The sequence below is a fragment of the Chryseobacterium subflavum genome (assembly GCF_055762745.1).
This window is the reverse complement of record NZ_JBVTMR010000004.1, coordinates 265,336-282,075: the sequence shown is the minus strand read 5'-3', so window position 1 is coordinate 282,075 and position 16,740 is coordinate 265,336. Positions and strand designations below refer to the sequence as shown.

Here is a 16,740-nt window from a genome sequence, read left to right as displayed (position 1 = left end):
TTAATTTTTACATTTTTATTAAACTAAAACTTTAACTATGGGAATTACAAGAGGATCAGAATGGAGAAAATGGGATTTGCATGTTCATACGCCTAAGACTTTATGTTCAGATTATGGTGGAGATACTGACACAGTATGGGAACGATATTTTAATGACTTAGAAAGATTAGCTAAAGATAAAAACATTAAAGTTTTTGGAATCAATGATTATTTATTCATTGATGGATATAAAAAGGTTCTTGAATATAAAAACTCTGGTGGTCTTAAAAGTGTAGATTTAATTTTACCCGTCATAGAATTTAGACTTAAAGAATTTGTTGGAAGCAGGGAGCTTGGACGATTAAATTATCATATTTTATTTGCAGATGAAAGCGTTTTAAAAGTTGATTTGATTGAATCACATTTTTTAAGTGGGTTAAGGGCAAAAGCTAATCTGGACGCTACTACTCCTGATTATCAAAGTTGGGGAGGAGTTATAACAAGAGATAGTCTAATTGATCTTGGGAAACATATAATTGATAATACTCCTGAAGATAAAAGAGGGGCTATGAGCCCTTTAGATGTGGGTTTTAATAATCTCAATTTTGAATTGACAAAAATTGAAGATCTATTAGGTGAAGGAGCAGAACCGAATACTTTTTTAAAAGGAAAATACTTTAAAGCAATAGGTAAAGCTGAATGGGAAGATTTTAGATGGGATAGTTCTCCATTAGAAAAGAAAACGGTTGCTAATAGAGCACATTTTATTTTTTCTGCTTCTCCATCAGTTGAAAAAGCTAATAAAGGCAAAGAATCTCTTAAAGCACAAGGAGTAAATGATAGACTATTGCATTGTAGTGATTCTCACGGTTTTCCTGTAAATGAAAATAACACGAAGCCAAAAGAGCTAGGTCATTGCTTTACTTGGATAAAAGCCGAGCCTACATTTGAGGGATTAAAACAAATCATATATGAACCTAGTGAAAGAATAAGAATTCAAATAGCCGAGCCTGAATCTGAAAAACTCGATAATCTAATGATTGAAGAAGTAAGTTTTCAATCGGCCAATAATAAGTTTACCCCAGAAATTATAAGATTTAATAAAAATCTAAATGTTATTATTGGAGGAAAATCATCAGGAAAATCGATACTCCTATATAAAATTGCTAAAACCTTAAATGCAGAAGTTTTATTAAATAATGCAGATGAAGATTTATTAAAAAATAATATTCTAAAATACAAAGATACAGAGGATAATAAATATAAGGATTTGTACGATCTATCTGAGGAGGATGCTAGCTTTAATTTCAAAGTAAAATTATTCTCGGGAAGTGAACGATTAATTGTAGATAGACCTAATCAATCCAGTATTTTACCTAGTATAAAGTATATTCCTCAGAATCATCTATCTAATCTTGTGGATAAAAGTAGAAGGAGTGGAAATACTCTAAAAAAATTGATAAGAGATTTAATACTAGAAGAGCCTGATTTTAAAAAGAAGTATAATGATTTTGTTGACAATGCCATTAGAAATGACCGTCAAAGAGAGCAAGATGTAGACTATTATTTTTCCTTAAAAGAAGATATTAAAAAGAAAGAAGAGGAATTATTAACGAGAGGAGCTACTAAAGCTCTTGAAGAGGGAATAGATTCTAATAAAGATAAATTAAAGCAATTAAGCGCTAGTTTTACACCTGAGGAATCTCAAGAATATAATAGTTTAAATGAAAGAATGAATTTGCTAAAGATTGAAGAAAGCAAAATAAATTCTGATTTTGATAAGATTAAAAATTTCAATGATGAAGTAAAAAGATTCCTTAACGAATTTGTAAATCGTAAACGTATTTTAAGTGATTCATTAGAAGTTAATGTTATTAAAACTACTTTCTTGCCTAACTACAATTTTATAGAAGATGCTCTCAGCAATGTTAATGATATAGAAAATCAAATAAAGAAAAACGAAGAAGGAAAATTTATTCAAGAAAACATATTTAAAATAAACTTGTCAAAAATCAAACAAGAACAAATTGATGTAGAGAATAAGTTAAAACCTTTTATTGAGAAGTTTGCTAATCAAAAGCAAATAGAATCTATCCAAAAAAGTATTTCTGAAGATCAAAAAAAGCTAAGTGAAATTCAGCAATTCAGAAAAGAAATTGATGATAGCTTAGCTAATCTTAAAGTACAAAAACAGAAAATTTTTGATGAATTTGAAAAAAATTTTAAACTTTATACAAAGATTTTAGAAGAATTAGAACCAAGAATATCTTCTATCAAAAATGAGGACGATAAGATTGTTATTATAGGCTCTATTAAATATAACTTCCCTAAATTCAGAGAAATGATTGAGTCTATCATTAATCAAAAAAAATTCAATAATGAAGATTGTAAGTATTTATATCAATATGAAAAGGATAATAATGTAAAGTCCGCTCTTTCAGAAATTGATTTTAATTCTATAAAAAGCGACTTAAAAAATCTATTTGAAAAAATCGAAAATAATCCTAGTATATTAAAAGGTAATAATACAGAAAGAGATGCTTGTAAAAAAGTACTAACAGATTATTTCTTTGACCATTGGGATGTAAAGTCTGATAATGATGATATTCATAAAATGTCTACTGGTAAAGCAAGTTTTGTACTATTAAAACTTATTATTAAGCTTAGTAAAGATGATGGACCAATATTGATTGACCAACCGGAAGATAATTTGGATAATCGTTCCGTTTCTAAAGAGTTAGTAGAATATTTAAAATTAAGAAAAAGAGAGAGGCAAATTATTTTAGTTACCCACAACCCTAATATTGTAGTTAATGCAGATGCAGAAAATGTTATTGTAGCTAATCAAAATGGTCAAAATGGTGCTGATAGTAAAAGTCCATATAAATTTGATTATACAAACGGTGCTTTAGAAGATTCTTTTAGCAATGAGGATTGTGAAGATTTACTAAAAAGTATGGGTATTAGACAACACATTGCGGAAATAGTAGAGGGAGGTATGGAAGCATTTAAAAAAAGGGAGGAAAAATATGGGTTCTAAATTCTAAGATATTTCTCATAATTTATAGTCCTTAAAGTATATCAGAGATAGAAAACAATAGACCTCTAGGAGGAGTTTTTTAGATATGAACGATAAATATGTTTTCAAATATCTTGGAAATGCTTCAAAAATCAACTTAAAACTTACTTTAATATAAATTGATCTTTAAGAAATTCTAATTGATTTTTACTGTTTGAAAATATCACTAATTAAAAAACTAGACTATGAAAAAACTGAATGATCAAAGTATGAATATACAAGATTGCAGAAATAACAAATAAACTATTAAAATATGGCAACAATAACTTTTCGTGTAATGGGAATAGATGATGAAAGAAGAATTATGGATTTAATAATGCAGACCGTAAGTCGTGAGGGCAGATATATTCTTAAAATTGAGGGCAATCAAAGTTTCGAGGATTTAATGGCTAATAAATTAGTTCAATTTAAAGTTTTAACAAGAAAGGTAGTTAAGGATGTAGATACTACGGAATCCTTTGAATATAATGAAGGAGATAATTTTGCCTCTGCAAAACTCAAAGGAGCATACGAATGGGTAGAGGAAGAAAAGAAAAGGCTTAATCCGGATTATTACATGAGAATGTGGAATAAACTTAGCAGTAATGCTCTTGTAGTTGGTCTAATATGCTCTGTAATTGGTGGAATAGTTGGAGCAGTAGCAACTGTATTATTAACAAAATAATAAAAATAATGAGCGCAGAATTTTATACACAGGCATCAAGATTTGAAAATTTAGTTAAGATAGCATTCAATTGTTCAAGAGGTGCAAAGAATGGAGCAGATTTGAGTTTTATGCAAAATGCAATGACTATGGAGAATGGAGATACCTTTGCAAAACATTTAGGTAGCTTTGATAAACAATTTGATAAAGTTAAAAACTACACTTCAAAAGCATTAATCAAACTATCCAAGACAAAACCATTTTCAACTGAAAAAGATTTCTTCTTGAATTTAGAAAGTAAAATAAATTTTATTGGTACAACTTCTCAATTAATGGATATTGTAAATAAATCATTGGATAAAGTTTTAGAATTGAGAAAATAGGATTTACAGATACATGAATAGTTGTAATCAGGGAAGTCGTGATATTGTAACTACTGCCATAGGCTTGATTAGCATGAAAAATAATGGAAAAATGCTCTTCAAGAAGTTAAAAGGCTGATCGTAAATAACTTTTCTATTACTTTAAAAATGTTTAATTTCATGTGAAATTTAAATCGTATTTAATGGAAGGTAAAGAGATGCCTAATAATACCTTTCTTCTAAAAAGATTGAGGGCTTTAGAAAAGAGAGTAAAATTATTAGAAGATTTTTTAGAGGAGAAAACTTTAAAAGAAACATTTACTGTGGATGAGGTTCTGAAAGTCTATGGAATAAGCCGATCCACTTTCGATAGATACAGAGATTCAGGATTAAAAGTGTATCAGCCTAAGAGAAATGGAAGAATTATGGTTAAAAAATCTGATATTGATAAGTTTTTAAAGAAATAACGATGGTTGATGTAATAAAATTTTATGTTGCAGATGTGGAGCTTAATGAAAATGTTAAAAAAAAATTTAGTAGATTTTATAAAACACGTAATAATAAAGAATACTGCTACTACAAGAAATTAAAGTATAATGATATTGATGATGTAGACGACTTCAATAAAGATAGGCTAGAATATGAACATTTTTCAATTAAGTTTCTGAGAGTAGTTGGTGAAAATAAGGGAAAGTTGTGGTTTCAGCAAAATATTAGAAAAGATTATTTCGGAAGAAAAAAATTTGGTAATGTTGAAAGTGCAATGGGAGACTTGAATTTCTCTCAATTTGAAGAAGAAATTAATTTTTGGGCAGATGAGTTTGAATTAGATCGTGAAGTTTTTTGGAACGCAAAGATTACCCAAATAGAATTAGGAGTTACTTTAGAATTCAATACGCCCATGAAAGGAATTTTTTCATGCTTTGGAAGCTTAAAAAATTTGCCTAGGAAGCATGTTTATGAAAATTCTGGAGTAAAATTTATTGGGAATAATTATCAGGTTTCAATTTATGATAAGCTCGATCGAACATTTTCTAAAGGAGAACTACTCGGTAGTATGAACTATGTTAGAAGGGATAATTTTAAAAAAATTCTAAAAAATAAGAAAGCTTACATTAGATACGAAATCAAAATTTCAGCAATTAGTGGCAATCTTCCTAAAGATTTTGGTGATTTAGATTTCTTGTATAATGTAAGGGAAAGGTGGAATCAGTTAGCAAAGTTGCTTTACACCAAATTTAATGATTTTACATTTGTAAATGTATTATCTCCAGCAATTGAAAAGAAAATTATTTACGACCAACTTCAAATCAAAGTAGAAGGCGAAAAAAAGAAGGGAAAAAATAAAACTCCGATAGATCATTATTTGCAATTCTTAGGCTTACAAAAAATAAAAATGGATAGATTTAGGCAGTATATTATTCCATTTCTCAAAAGAGATCAAAGACAAATTGAACAAGAGTACATCGATATTTATGAAAGTTTTTTAAAAAATGTCAAACCAACATACGCAACCATGTTTAAGGCTCAACTAAAAAAGCAGTTAAATAAAATCAAAAGGTAAAGTTGTATTCAGTTATATATAAGATTTATATTAAACGTTAAATAGGTTAATAAATATTAGCTTCTTATCTATTAAAGTAAATGTGTATAGAACTAATCAACTAGGAGCATATAGGGGATTGCGTGGATTAGTTAATGAAAGCAAATTTAATTGAAGGCTGATTCATGGTATTCTTTTCAAATGAAGATTATATATGAAAGCGATTGCCAGATAATTCTGTTATTAATTATTAATCTAAGGGTTTTCATTTAATGTTATTAGAAAATTATGTAAATGCCTCAAAAACCAATTTAAAACTGATTAGAGTATATAATTTAGTCTTGAAAGAATTTTAATTGATTTTTACTGTTAAAATTTGTAATGTTGAGTTATGGAATTTAAGTTACCCTATGAAATAAAAAGAAAACTTCTTAATGAAATTTTAAGTCTGAATAATCCATTTAATCTTTCGGATGATTATTCTTTGCCTGATTTTCTTTTAGAAATATTACCCCTGAAAGATATGGCTTCAGAGGATAGTCGCTTTAATAATGCTTATGAAGATGCTATACAGCACACGGTTAATAACGATGATTGGGAATTTGATTATATTTTTGATAAAAGATTTGGAATTTATAATGATGAAAAACTTTATAAAAATTTTCTCGAAAAAACTATAAACCTTGCTTCGGAAAATAATAAAAATCTTCTGATCTCTTTGATACAGAGAGCTCTGAAAGATTATAATTTCCGTATAGTCCAAAGATTTGATGTAAACTCTAATATTATTTATAATATTGAAGAAAATGATGAAAACTTTAATAAAGCCGATTTCCCTTTAAATGATATTCCTTTTTTTGTTTTTGATAATCATCGTGATATGCCTCAAGCAAAATTCCCTTGTTTTAAGTTAGTCTCTGATAACTGGGATGATTTTGGATTTAAAACCACTTTTTATTTAGAATATTATTTATCGGAAACCGAATTTCATAATGTTGGTGGTATTAAAATAATGAAGAGGGGAGAATTTAATACACCTCTTGATAAAAGATTTACTAACCTAAATGTTGATTACTGTAGCATCTTTATTGATGAAGATTCTTATTTTAAATTAAAAAATATTTTTCCCGATAGATATGTTTCTATTCTATCAGCCTTAAATGATGTTGGTTATTTTCCTACAATTTGTGAGAATTTTGAAAATGAAAGTGGTTTTATAAAATCTCTTTGCCGTGATTCTAATGAAGCGGAAAAAATTATAAGAACAATAAGGTATAAACTAAATTATGGTGATGTTACTGATTTCTTTAATTTTAAATTTTTGTTTAAACCTATTTATTCAGAATATAGTGTAGATTTTAATTTTGATTTTAATATCAAAAAGTCTATTCCCAAGAGACTTTACTGTATAATCGGTAAAAATGGCGTTGGCAAAACATTAATGTTAAGAGATTTACTATTAAAATTATCTGAAAAAGATTCTGAAAAGATATTACCCCGAGTTCCTCTTTTTGGTAAAACAATAGTTGTTTCTTATAGTTACTTTGATTCTTTTGAAGACATAAAAAACCGTCTTGATTTTAATTTCTTATTTTGTGGTTTAGTGAATGCCGAAACAAATAAACCTCTGACTAATGATGATTTAATCATTAAAATTCTTGAGTCAATAAATAAAATTGAAGAAAAGGAAATTGTAAGAAAATATCATTGGGTTTGTAATGAATTTCTTGATGAGGAGCTTTTAAAAGATATTTTTTCTTCTATGGTGTACAATTTAAAAGAAAAATATTCATTTGAGGATTTTTATAATATTGAAATAAAGAAAGAAAATATTTCTCTTGTTGTTAATAAAATGAGTTCTGGGCAAAGAGCATTATTTTTTATTATAACCGAAATTATAGCAAATATTCGCTATAATTCTTTAATAATTTTTGATGAGCCTGAAACTCATTTACACCCGAATGCTATTACTGAATTTATGAATGTTATTATGGAATTACTTCAAGAATTTGATTCTTATGGGATAATTGCGACACATTCTCCTTTAATTGTTAGAGAAATTTTTTCTGATAGTATCTATGTTTTTGAAAAAGATAAGGTTGTTCCCAGAGTAAGAAAATTGGAATTTGAAACTTTTGGAGAAAATCTATCTACGATTACTAACGAAATTTTTGGGAATCGTGATGTTCCTAAATATTATATAAAAGTGATTGAGGAACTTGTTGATTTAGGGAAATCCTATGAACTTATTGAAAATGAAATTCAAGGGGAGATTCCGTTAAATTTGAATGTAAAAATATTGATAAAAAGTTTGGTGAAAAATAGAGATGAAGAACCTAACTAATTTTGATGAGGATTCTTTTGCCGTCTATAAAGATGCTGTTAAAAGAAAACGAGATATAACAAAAAAAAATGTTTTAATCGGATTAGAAAGTAGAATCGAACCCCAATTCATCTTATATGCTGAAAAATTTAATGATAAAAAAATTTATGAAATAACTTCGTTAGGTTTTGATGATGCTGAGAAAAGTGTTTTAATTGACTTGTATCAGTATAATTCTTACGTAATTAGGAGTTTAAAGAATAAAATATTGGATAAGCAAATTGCGACTATAAATGCTACTTGTCAATATTGTACTTTAAATTCTGTAGAAACTTTGGATCACTTTATTCCGAAAGAAGAGTTTCCCGAATTTTCTGTAAACCCTTTAAACTTATTACCTTGTTGCCCAACTTGTAATAGTAAAAAAAGCTATTTATGCTTTGATGGTGAAGAAAGTCTATTTTTGAATTTATATCTTGATGAGCTTCCAAATAAAAAATATTTAAAAGCCGAATTTGATTTTAATAATGATATCCCCTTGGTAACATTTTCTCTTTATAATCCTGAAAATATAGATAGGATTAATTTTAGAACTATTCGGAACCATTACGAAAGATTAAATCTTTTAGAAAGAATGAGAGAAAAATCTAATGAGATTATAACCGAAATTATTAATTCTTTAAGAACTTATTATAAATTAGATTCCGACATAGAATCTTTGAAAAATTTTATTGGAGATGAAGAAAATGAAAATAAAGAAGCTTATGGATATAACTATTGGAAATCTGTATTAAGATTGTCTTTAATCCAGTATGATGAGTTTTGGAAAAAATATATAATTAATCAATAAAAGCTCCCTATTTTTCTCCCTGAATATTTTGTGAATTGCTAAAAGCCCATTAAATGATGGAAAAATAAGATATTAGTTCGAGCCCAGGTGGGACCACAGAAAATGAACCGCTTACAGAAATGTGAGCGGTTTTTTTTGTGTCACAAAGTATTATAGTATTAGTTTTTGAATTTTTTATAAGAACATTTGGCTTTACAAAGAGTTAAAATCAAAAGCAATCGATCTGGTGGTTTAAATAATAATTATGCCCATCTATTTTCTAAGGTCAGTGAAAAGAAAACGTTTATTAAGATTACAAAGCATTGTGTATTTTCTTAATCTTTTATGCACCTGAAATAAGAGTTTCACGTCAAATAAAAAATAATTCAACAATTAAGGAAAACCCTAAGTTGTGAATTATAAAATATTTTTATATTAGCTACCTAAGAAATACAAACACTAAATGAAAAAGAAATTTATTTTCAAGCTACTGCTACTAGTAGTCCTCTGCATCTCGCTGTATTCATGTGTTCATGATGAAGTCACCGCTTCATTTGATCCAAGTTCTAAAGAATATACTAACAAAAGCCTTTGGAAAGAGGACGAAAAGTATATTAAAAATGTAATGAAAGTCTATCAGGAAAATGAATCTAAAATCAAAAAAGGCAGTGGAACACCTTATTGGGATTATGCCACAACAATGGATAGCTTTGATGAAAGTTTTTTGATGGTTCCTGTGGTAGATAATGGAAAAGTTATTTCTGTGCTTCAAGTTCCCAGACATGGCACTAAAATTTACTTCATATATAGACAATCACAAAATGATATTAGTTTTTTCCAAAATTATATTTCTGCAAGAGTTAAAAAAGCAATAAATACCAATACAAACAATAGTAGTAAGGGCACATTAGTCTGTTCAACCAAAACGATTTCTACGTGGTATCCAAATAATGAATCTAATCCTGATCCAGAGGGAGGAGATGGATATTGGGTATCCAGTAATGTTACAACTTGTAGGGTTATAGATGCCCCAATAGAAATTTCTGATTGCTTAGGTATTGTAGATCCTGTAACAGGATTGTGTGATATGGGTAATGGTGGAGGAGGTACAGGCTATCCATACCCAAATACTCCTGACACTCCTTGTGATAAAACAAGAAGTAATCTAGCTAAACCACAGGTACTTGAAAAGATTAATGAACTCCGAAAACAAGCACCTAAAGGAGGTGAGCTTGGAGTAATGTTTAAAGCAGACGGAACACCTAGCGCCACAATTACAGGAGAAACTCACAGTGTGAATTTTAGAAATAAAACAGGATATGTAGGAGGTTATCACAATCACACACCGACAGGAATACCTATGTTATCTCCTCCAGATATAGACCAGTTATTAGGTTTTGCAAGAGCACAGCCCACTTCTAATCCAGCAAATGCAAACAATGCTTATTTAGGAATGGTGGCTCCTAATGGCATGCATTATGTAATATGGTTTAATGGAGGGTATCAAGATGCCGTAAAAACTTTTACGCAAGATGATTTAGATAACTTTACTGTTGATTTTCAAAGAACAGAGAGCAATTTAACTGATTGGGCAAAAAATGGGACAAAGTACATAGATAGTAAAGGGGATTTAAACAATCTAGGAGCAGAAACATTATTCTTTGAAACATTAAGTAATATGGGATTAGCAGGAAAGGTCAACCTGCAAAGAATAGAAAAAGATGGCACAATAAATAACATCACTTTAAATAGTACTAATCAACCAACTCCAGTACCTTGTTCTTAAAAATCAAAATGTAAAGTTATGAAAATAGTAAATCTTAAAACAGTAATATTATTTATATTCTTTATAGGGGTATTTTCCTGTAAATCGCAAGCATTACCCCTAAATACAGATTTAAAAGATATTCCAGCTAATGCTTATTTGAAGGATACCAATAATGAACTTCCTCCATATATCGGAACATATAAAGCAAACTTCCAAGGAAAAGAAATTACATTATATATTACAAAAGTTGAAAAGAAATTACAGAAGAGCTCAAAGAAATTCTACTCAGATATATTAGATATCAAATACATCGTTAAGAATTCTTCTGGTGTAATTTTGCAAGACACAAAAAGTAACAGTACTTCCAAAATAGAACTGTACAGTATAGGAATAAAGTCATATAATAATTCCATTATTTTTTTCTATAGTGGAACAAATTGCCGTGTTGGTTGGGGCAAAATTATTTTAACCAAAATTAATAGTACTCAGTTATCCTGGGAATATAAGCCTAATGATATCATACTTGATGATAGCAAGTGTGCTCAAGGAACAGACATAAATATCTATCTACCTGAAACAAAAGGCTTGATATTTACTAAACAATAGAGTAAAATTTAATATTAACTTAAAGACCTTTACTACCCTTGGTAAAGGTTTGTTTTTGTAGCGTAATAAATTAGAAGGAACTCTCTATACTAGTAATTCTGATTATCATTGGTTTTTGAGTTAGGTTAGGAACTATCCCATTTATTGGGATAGCTCTTTAGAAATTTTCTTGATACTATGATAGTTCAATAAAGAACATTACCCTAGATAATTATAATCAACCAACTTCAACAACCTGCTCTTAAATAGTAAACATAAAAATAAATGAAAACAATAAATATAAAAACAGCCATATTATTCACTTTTCTAGTGGGTCTATTATCTTGCCAGGCACAGCAAACATATCCGCTTCGTACTGCTGTGAACAATGTGCCTAACCTCTCGCATTTAAAAGATACAAACAATGAATTACCAGCTTTTACAGGAGTTTATTCAGCCTCCTATAATGGAAGACAAATTACCATTTACATTTCTAAAGAAGAAGATAAGCTTTTTGACCTAGTGGATAAAAAAGTATATAGAGATGTTTTATCCATAAGATATATTGTGAAAAATTCAACAGGTACAATACTGCAAGATACTAAAAACATGAATTTTCAGTCGAATCAATATACGCATACAATTTATAGTCAATTTATAGTTGATAATGGAGGTAAAGCAATATTTAATTATAGAGGGACTAATTGTCGCGTTGGATGGGGGAAAATTAATTTAAAAAAGATAAGTCCTACACAATTATCCTGGGAATATCGTCCTAATGACATTATACTTGATAGCAGTAAGTGTCCTCAGGGAACGGACATAAATATCTATTTACCTGAAACAAAAGATTTGATATTTACTAAGCAATAATTTCATCATTTCAATAAATTTAACAATGGAGAAAAGGTTACTTCTATTATTCACACTCTATTTTTGTTCTTATAGTACAGGACAAGAAATAAAAATTCCAGATAATTTTAGTGAGTATTCTATTCCAAAAGTAGGATCTGAAGAATCGTTTGTTCTCAATCAATCTAAAGATTGCTATGCTGTGAAAAAAGAAAATAATCGTTTGATAGTAGAAAAGGCCAGTTATTATAAAGAAGATTCTGAATTAGAAATAGAAGGTGGAAAACTGATTGGAGAAAATAAAGGCGAATGGGGAGGAGCATTATACTTTCAGCCGAAAGGAGAGATAAAGAAATCTATAGAAATAAAATTTGGAAATGTGGTTGATATTTTTCGATTCCAAAATAAAATCTACTTTACCGAAGGCTCGGGTATCTGGGGAAGCTTATATGAATTAAAAAAAGATTTCACATACAGAAAAATCGAATCCTTTGGAGATGCCTTAGAAGCATCAACTGTGTTTAATGACATTATTTATATTGTTTCTTTTCATGGTTTTTACAAAGTAGTAAATGAAGAAGCGATCCTTATTTTTAGAGAACAATTTTGGAGAAATCTATATCCAAATTCTGTAGTCATATTTGATGAAGAAAATATTTTTATAGGTATGCGAAGTGGAATTGCTAAATTAAACATTGTAAAAAAAACAATTAATTTTTATCGAGAAAAAGAATTATAGATAAGTTATATTATCTATGTTAGACATAAGAAAACAAATGCCACCAGTTATATTGGGCACATAAAATAAACCGCTTACAGTAATGTGAGCGGTTTTTTTATACCTATCAATATTTTGTTTTAAATATCACAGAACAAAAACGTAGATCAGGATTTGTAATCAAACATGACTTAAATTTATCTTCAACATTTTCACATAGGAATTTTTCCTGTCACACCATCCTATATTTTAATTGCCTAACTTTGTAGTTTCCAGTAAATTTTGTGAACAACGATCCAAAAATAACCTACGTAAACAAATAATAATGTCAATAACAAACGAATCTGAATTAATAGGAATGCAAAAAGCAAGTGAAGCAGTTGCCTATACCTTAAAGGAAATGACCAACTATGCTCAGCCTGGAATGACGACAAAAGAACTTGATGAGTTTGGAGCAAAAATACTTTCTGACTTTGGCGCTAAATCGGCCCCTTATCTGACCTATGGATTTCCAGGTTGGACATGCATCAGCATAGATAATGAATTCTGCCATGGTATTCCAACGGAAGAAAGAGTTCTGAAAGAAGGAGATTTAATTAATATCGATGTTTCAGCAGAGCTAAATGGATTCTGGGCGGATAATGGAGGTTCGTTTATTATTGGGGAAGATATTCATCAGCATCAGAAATTAGTGGATGCTTCTAAAGATATTCTTGAAAGGGCAATTAATAGTATTAAAGGCGGGGTTAAAATTGCAGATATCGGATGGCTTATGGAGACTGAGGCTAAGAAAAGAGGTTTTAAAGTGATTAAAAATCTTGCCGGGCATGGCATCGGAAGAAGTCTGCACGAACAGCCGGATGATCTGCTGAATTATAAAAACCGTTATGATTCCAGAAGATTCAAAAAGAATTCGGTTGTTGCCATCGAAACATTTATCTCAACCACTTCCAGCCTTGCCGTTGAGCTGAATGACGGATGGACCATGGTAGGAAATAAAGGTGGGTACATGGCACAGCACGAACATACAATCATTGTGACTGATGGGAAGCCGGTAATTTTAACAGAGATGAACGGGATTCTTAATTAAGAATAACAGAGTTCATTTCCGAACGGATAAAGAAAGGACTTTTTGAATTTCAAAAAGTCCTTTTCTATAAGTAACAATTAAAATAGCATTTACTTTTCTCCGCCACCACCGCCGCCTTTTTCGACGTCGGTCTTTGTATTGGTTTTTACTTTCTGGTTTCCGAAACGTTTCACAAAAGACAGGGAAACTCCGTACCAATCGGATTGGGTGGAATTTCTAAAAGTTCCCACAGGACTGAAGGTCGTGGAATCAAAGTTCGGTCTCTGAAAAATATTCATCAGCTGAAGGCTGACTTCCATCTGTGTTTTTGGGAATATTTTTGTCATGGAAATATTGTGGAATACATTCGTTTTATTGGCGTAAGAGTTCCCGTTATTCTGATTGGATATTTCCACCCAAGCACTTAGATTAATATTCTTGTTAAACAGGTTAGTGTACGAAAGGTTGGTTGATCCTCCCCAATAGCTGATGTAGTCTCTTGCTTTCAGGTCATTCCTTTGATTGAAATCACTGTTGTCAATATAATACCAGCCAAAGCCTACATTTACATTTAACTTATTCTTCAGAAAAGTCTGGTTGGTATTGGCAAACAGGTAGTATTTCTGAACCTTTCCGCTAAAATTGCCAGGGTAGGTCACTGTTATTTCTTTTGTAGGGTTGTCGGGATCTCCAGGTGTATTAACTACCTGAGTACTATAAGTGGTCCAGTAATCTTGTTTGGTAAACATGTATCTGGCAGAAAGGAAATATTTTTTCAAGATTCCGAACTTCAGATAAAGCCTGTCGCTTGGGTTGGGTTGTAAGTCGATATTTCCTCTGGAGTAGATCCCATCATTATTAGGTAGAAGGAAAGGGTTGAACTCTGCATACCACGGACGCCAGATATTACGGTTGTAGGTAAGGCTTATATCGTACTTGTCTGAAAAAGAATATTTTAACAATAGATTCGGAAGGAAAGTACCATAGCCGTCTTTTCTTGAAGTTCCTGCAATATCCTGTCTTACTTTGAAATCAATATATTCATAGCGTATCCCGACTCTGGTTTCCAGCTTCTTGAAAAAGGTTTTACTGAAATTGGCATAAAGGGAACTGATATTGTCTTCATAATGGAATTTATCTGTTTTTTGAAGCAGATCCAGCTTGTTCCCGGTCAAATAATAAGGAGCAACATTATTATTGAAATCTATTTTTCCTCCGGCTTCAAATGTGGCTCCCGACTTTCCAATGGATTGCGTATAATCAATTTTGATATAATAGTTACGCATCTGATTGTTGGAATTAACTCCTATTTGATCCGGAATCGGTTTATTGCTAAATGTTTTCAGGAAATCATTGGAATCTTTTTGAGAGTCGTAGTTCGTTCCTAAATTGACATCCAAGATCCTGTTTTTTTCTTTATCATAATACTTGTAAAACAGATTGGTTCCTAAAGTACGATTCATACCCGCTAAGTTTTGGCTCTGATCATAAGAATACTTGAACTGGTCATTGGCATAATTGCTTGCCTCCGCTTCTGATGAAGACGTTCTTTTACTTTGATAATATTCCACAATAAAACCGATGTTGTTTTTATCGTTCAGCTCATATTCTGAAGTGGAAGAAATGGAGGGGCTTTTACTTTTATCTGTGTTTAAAGTATTGATTGTGGTAATATCATTATTTTCATACAGGGAATTAACAATCGAATTGGTTTGTACCCATGTATTGTCACTATAACTTCCAATAACCGTTTGTGTAAATTTTTTCTTATGGTAATTCAGGTTGAAGTTGGTGTATTGCGAATTTTTTCTGTTTTGTCTGTTATTCAGGGTGATGCTTCCTTTCATTCCTTCATCATCCCGCTTTTTCAGTACGATATTAATGACGGATCCTGTCGTTTCATAACGCGAAGAAGGGCTGGTGATCACCTCGATTTTCATCAGATTATCGGCGGGAATTGTTGCCAGATATTCTTTTAGTTCTTTTCCTGTAAAAACAGATTTTCTGTCATTAATATAAACCGTAACGTTCTCGCCTTCTGCTTTAATAGCATCATTATTATCTATACTTACTAAAGGAGTCATTCTCAGTACATCCCAGGTGGTATTTCCGGCCAGGATGGAGCTGTTGGCTACATTAAAAACCGTCCTGTCAACTTTGGATTCCACTGTCGGTTTTCTTACCACTAAAGTAACTGCTTCTATGTCTTTTAGTTTAACGGTGTCTTTTTTGGCCTGAGCCAAAGCTAAAGAAGCGGTTAATAGGGCGATTGTACATGTTATTATTTTCATTTTCAAGGGGCGTTTCAATTGATAAGACAACCATAGGGTGACATATGTTACATCCATATTGGGAAAAAAATGAAAAAAAATCAAGAAAATAAATATATTCCAAAGTATGTAAAGCAGAGCTGCCCTATTTTGGAAGAGAAATGAGTAAAAAACAAAGCCGGCTCATTGAACCGGCTTTCACTTATTATAAAAAGAGCCTAAGGCTCGGGATGAGTTGTTGGAGTATGGATGATATCATAATATACAGATGGATCATTAGCATCAGGAAATATTCTGTAAGTAAATTCCTGTTCCGTTAAAACTGTAATTTTTACTATTCTTGTAAAAAGTACGTTTCCGTTCGCATCTTTTGCTATGATAGTTCTGGTTGCTCCGTCTGCAGAAACGGACCAGTCTCCATGCATTTTAGGAGAATCATCAAGATTATACATCGTAAATGTACCATCTGCTTTAAAATAAGCAAAGCCTACAAAGTTCGTTACATGAGTGTCCGTTAAAGGAACCGGCTGTCCATTTTGGTTTTTAGCATGGGTTGTTTCCCATGGAGTAGACGAAAGTATCTGTGAAGGGGTGAGAACGGTTTCCCCAACAGTAGTTTCGTCATTATTGTCGGAGCATGAGATTACAGATATCATCATCAATACATACAGTCCGTAAAATAGCTTTTTTAAAATGTTCATCATAAATAGGTTTTAAACA

General features: G+C 30.7%; 14 protein-coding genes. 12 read left to right on the top strand and 2 right to left on the bottom strand.

The genetic code is table 11. From position 1 onward, the window contains the following. Window positions 1–37: 37 nt before the first annotated feature. The 12 genes from AC0INN_RS18710 (at window position 38) to map (ending at window position 13,771) form a co-directional block, all read left to right on the top strand. The gene (locus tag AC0INN_RS18710; protein WP_306614531.1) at window positions 38–3,019 is read left to right on the top strand and encodes a TrlF family AAA-like ATPase; all 2,982 of its coding nucleotides are present in this window, start codon (window positions 38–40) and stop codon (window positions 3,017–3,019) included. A 292-nt stretch (window positions 3,020–3,311) separates the two neighbouring features. Continuing rightward, window positions 3,312–3,722, top strand: coding sequence for a hypothetical protein (locus tag AC0INN_RS18705; RefSeq protein ID WP_306614529.1), 411 nt, complete (start codon window positions 3,312–3,314; stop codon window positions 3,720–3,722). An 8-nt stretch (window positions 3,723–3,730) separates the two neighbouring features. After that, the gene (locus AC0INN_RS18700; protein WP_306614527.1) at window positions 3,731–4,084 is read left to right on the top strand and encodes a hypothetical protein; all 354 of its coding nucleotides are present in this window, start codon (window positions 3,731–3,733) and stop codon (window positions 4,082–4,084) included. A gap of 182 nt (window positions 4,085–4,266) precedes the next feature. Next, window positions 4,267–4,530, top strand: a complete 264-nt coding sequence (locus AC0INN_RS18695) for a helix-turn-helix domain-containing protein (protein WP_306614526.1) — start codon at window positions 4,267–4,269, stop codon at window positions 4,528–4,530. Window positions 4,531–4,532: 2 nt separating this feature from the next. Then, the gene (locus tag AC0INN_RS18690; RefSeq protein WP_306614524.1) at window positions 4,533–5,627 is read left to right on the top strand and encodes a hypothetical protein; all 1,095 of its coding nucleotides are present in this window, start codon (window positions 4,533–4,535) and stop codon (window positions 5,625–5,627) included. A 370-nt stretch (window positions 5,628–5,997) separates the two neighbouring features. After that, on the top strand, window positions 5,998–7,950 hold the full coding sequence (locus tag AC0INN_RS18685; RefSeq protein ID WP_306614522.1) for an AbiJ-related protein: 1,953 nt from the start codon (window positions 5,998–6,000) through the stop codon (window positions 7,948–7,950). Further along, on the top strand, window positions 7,934–8,779 hold the full coding sequence (locus AC0INN_RS18680; protein ID WP_306614521.1) for an HNH endonuclease signature motif containing protein: 846 nt from the start codon (window positions 7,934–7,936) through the stop codon (window positions 8,777–8,779). The genes AC0INN_RS18685 and AC0INN_RS18680 overlap by 17 nt, the downstream gene beginning before the upstream one ends. Before the next feature lie 442 nt (window positions 8,780–9,221). Then, complete coding sequence (locus AC0INN_RS18675) at window positions 9,222–10,544, top strand: hypothetical protein (RefSeq protein ID WP_273650719.1); 1,323 nt, start codon at window positions 9,222–9,224, stop codon at window positions 10,542–10,544. An 18-nt stretch (window positions 10,545–10,562) separates the two neighbouring features. Further along, entirely contained in the window at window positions 10,563–11,132 is a 570-nt protein-coding gene (locus tag AC0INN_RS18670) for a DUF6705 family protein (protein ID WP_273650720.1), read from the top strand. A gap of 264 nt (window positions 11,133–11,396) precedes the next feature. Beyond that, complete coding sequence (locus tag AC0INN_RS18665; RefSeq protein ID WP_172283714.1) at window positions 11,397–11,984, top strand: DUF6705 family protein; 588 nt, start codon at window positions 11,397–11,399, stop codon at window positions 11,982–11,984. A 25-nt stretch (window positions 11,985–12,009) separates the two neighbouring features. Continuing rightward, window positions 12,010–12,702, top strand: a complete 693-nt coding sequence (locus tag AC0INN_RS18660; RefSeq protein WP_273650721.1) for a hypothetical protein — start codon at window positions 12,010–12,012, stop codon at window positions 12,700–12,702. 304 nt (window positions 12,703–13,006) lie between these two features. Further along, window positions 13,007–13,771, top strand: a complete 765-nt coding sequence (gene map, locus AC0INN_RS18655) for a type I methionyl aminopeptidase (protein ID WP_273650722.1) — start codon at window positions 13,007–13,009, stop codon at window positions 13,769–13,771. 89 nt (window positions 13,772–13,860) lie between these two features. Here the strand turns inward: map and AC0INN_RS18650 are convergent, their stop codons facing one another. Beyond that, a complete protein-coding gene (locus AC0INN_RS18650; RefSeq protein ID WP_306614516.1) occupies window positions 13,861–16,041 on the bottom strand; it encodes an outer membrane beta-barrel protein in 2,181 nt (726 codons plus the stop codon). Window positions 16,042–16,238: 197 nt separating this feature from the next. Beyond that, complete coding sequence (locus AC0INN_RS18645) at window positions 16,239–16,724, bottom strand: DUF4822 domain-containing protein (protein ID WP_273650724.1); 486 nt, start codon at window positions 16,722–16,724, stop codon at window positions 16,239–16,241. Between the last annotated feature and the right edge of the window lie 16 nt (window positions 16,725–16,740).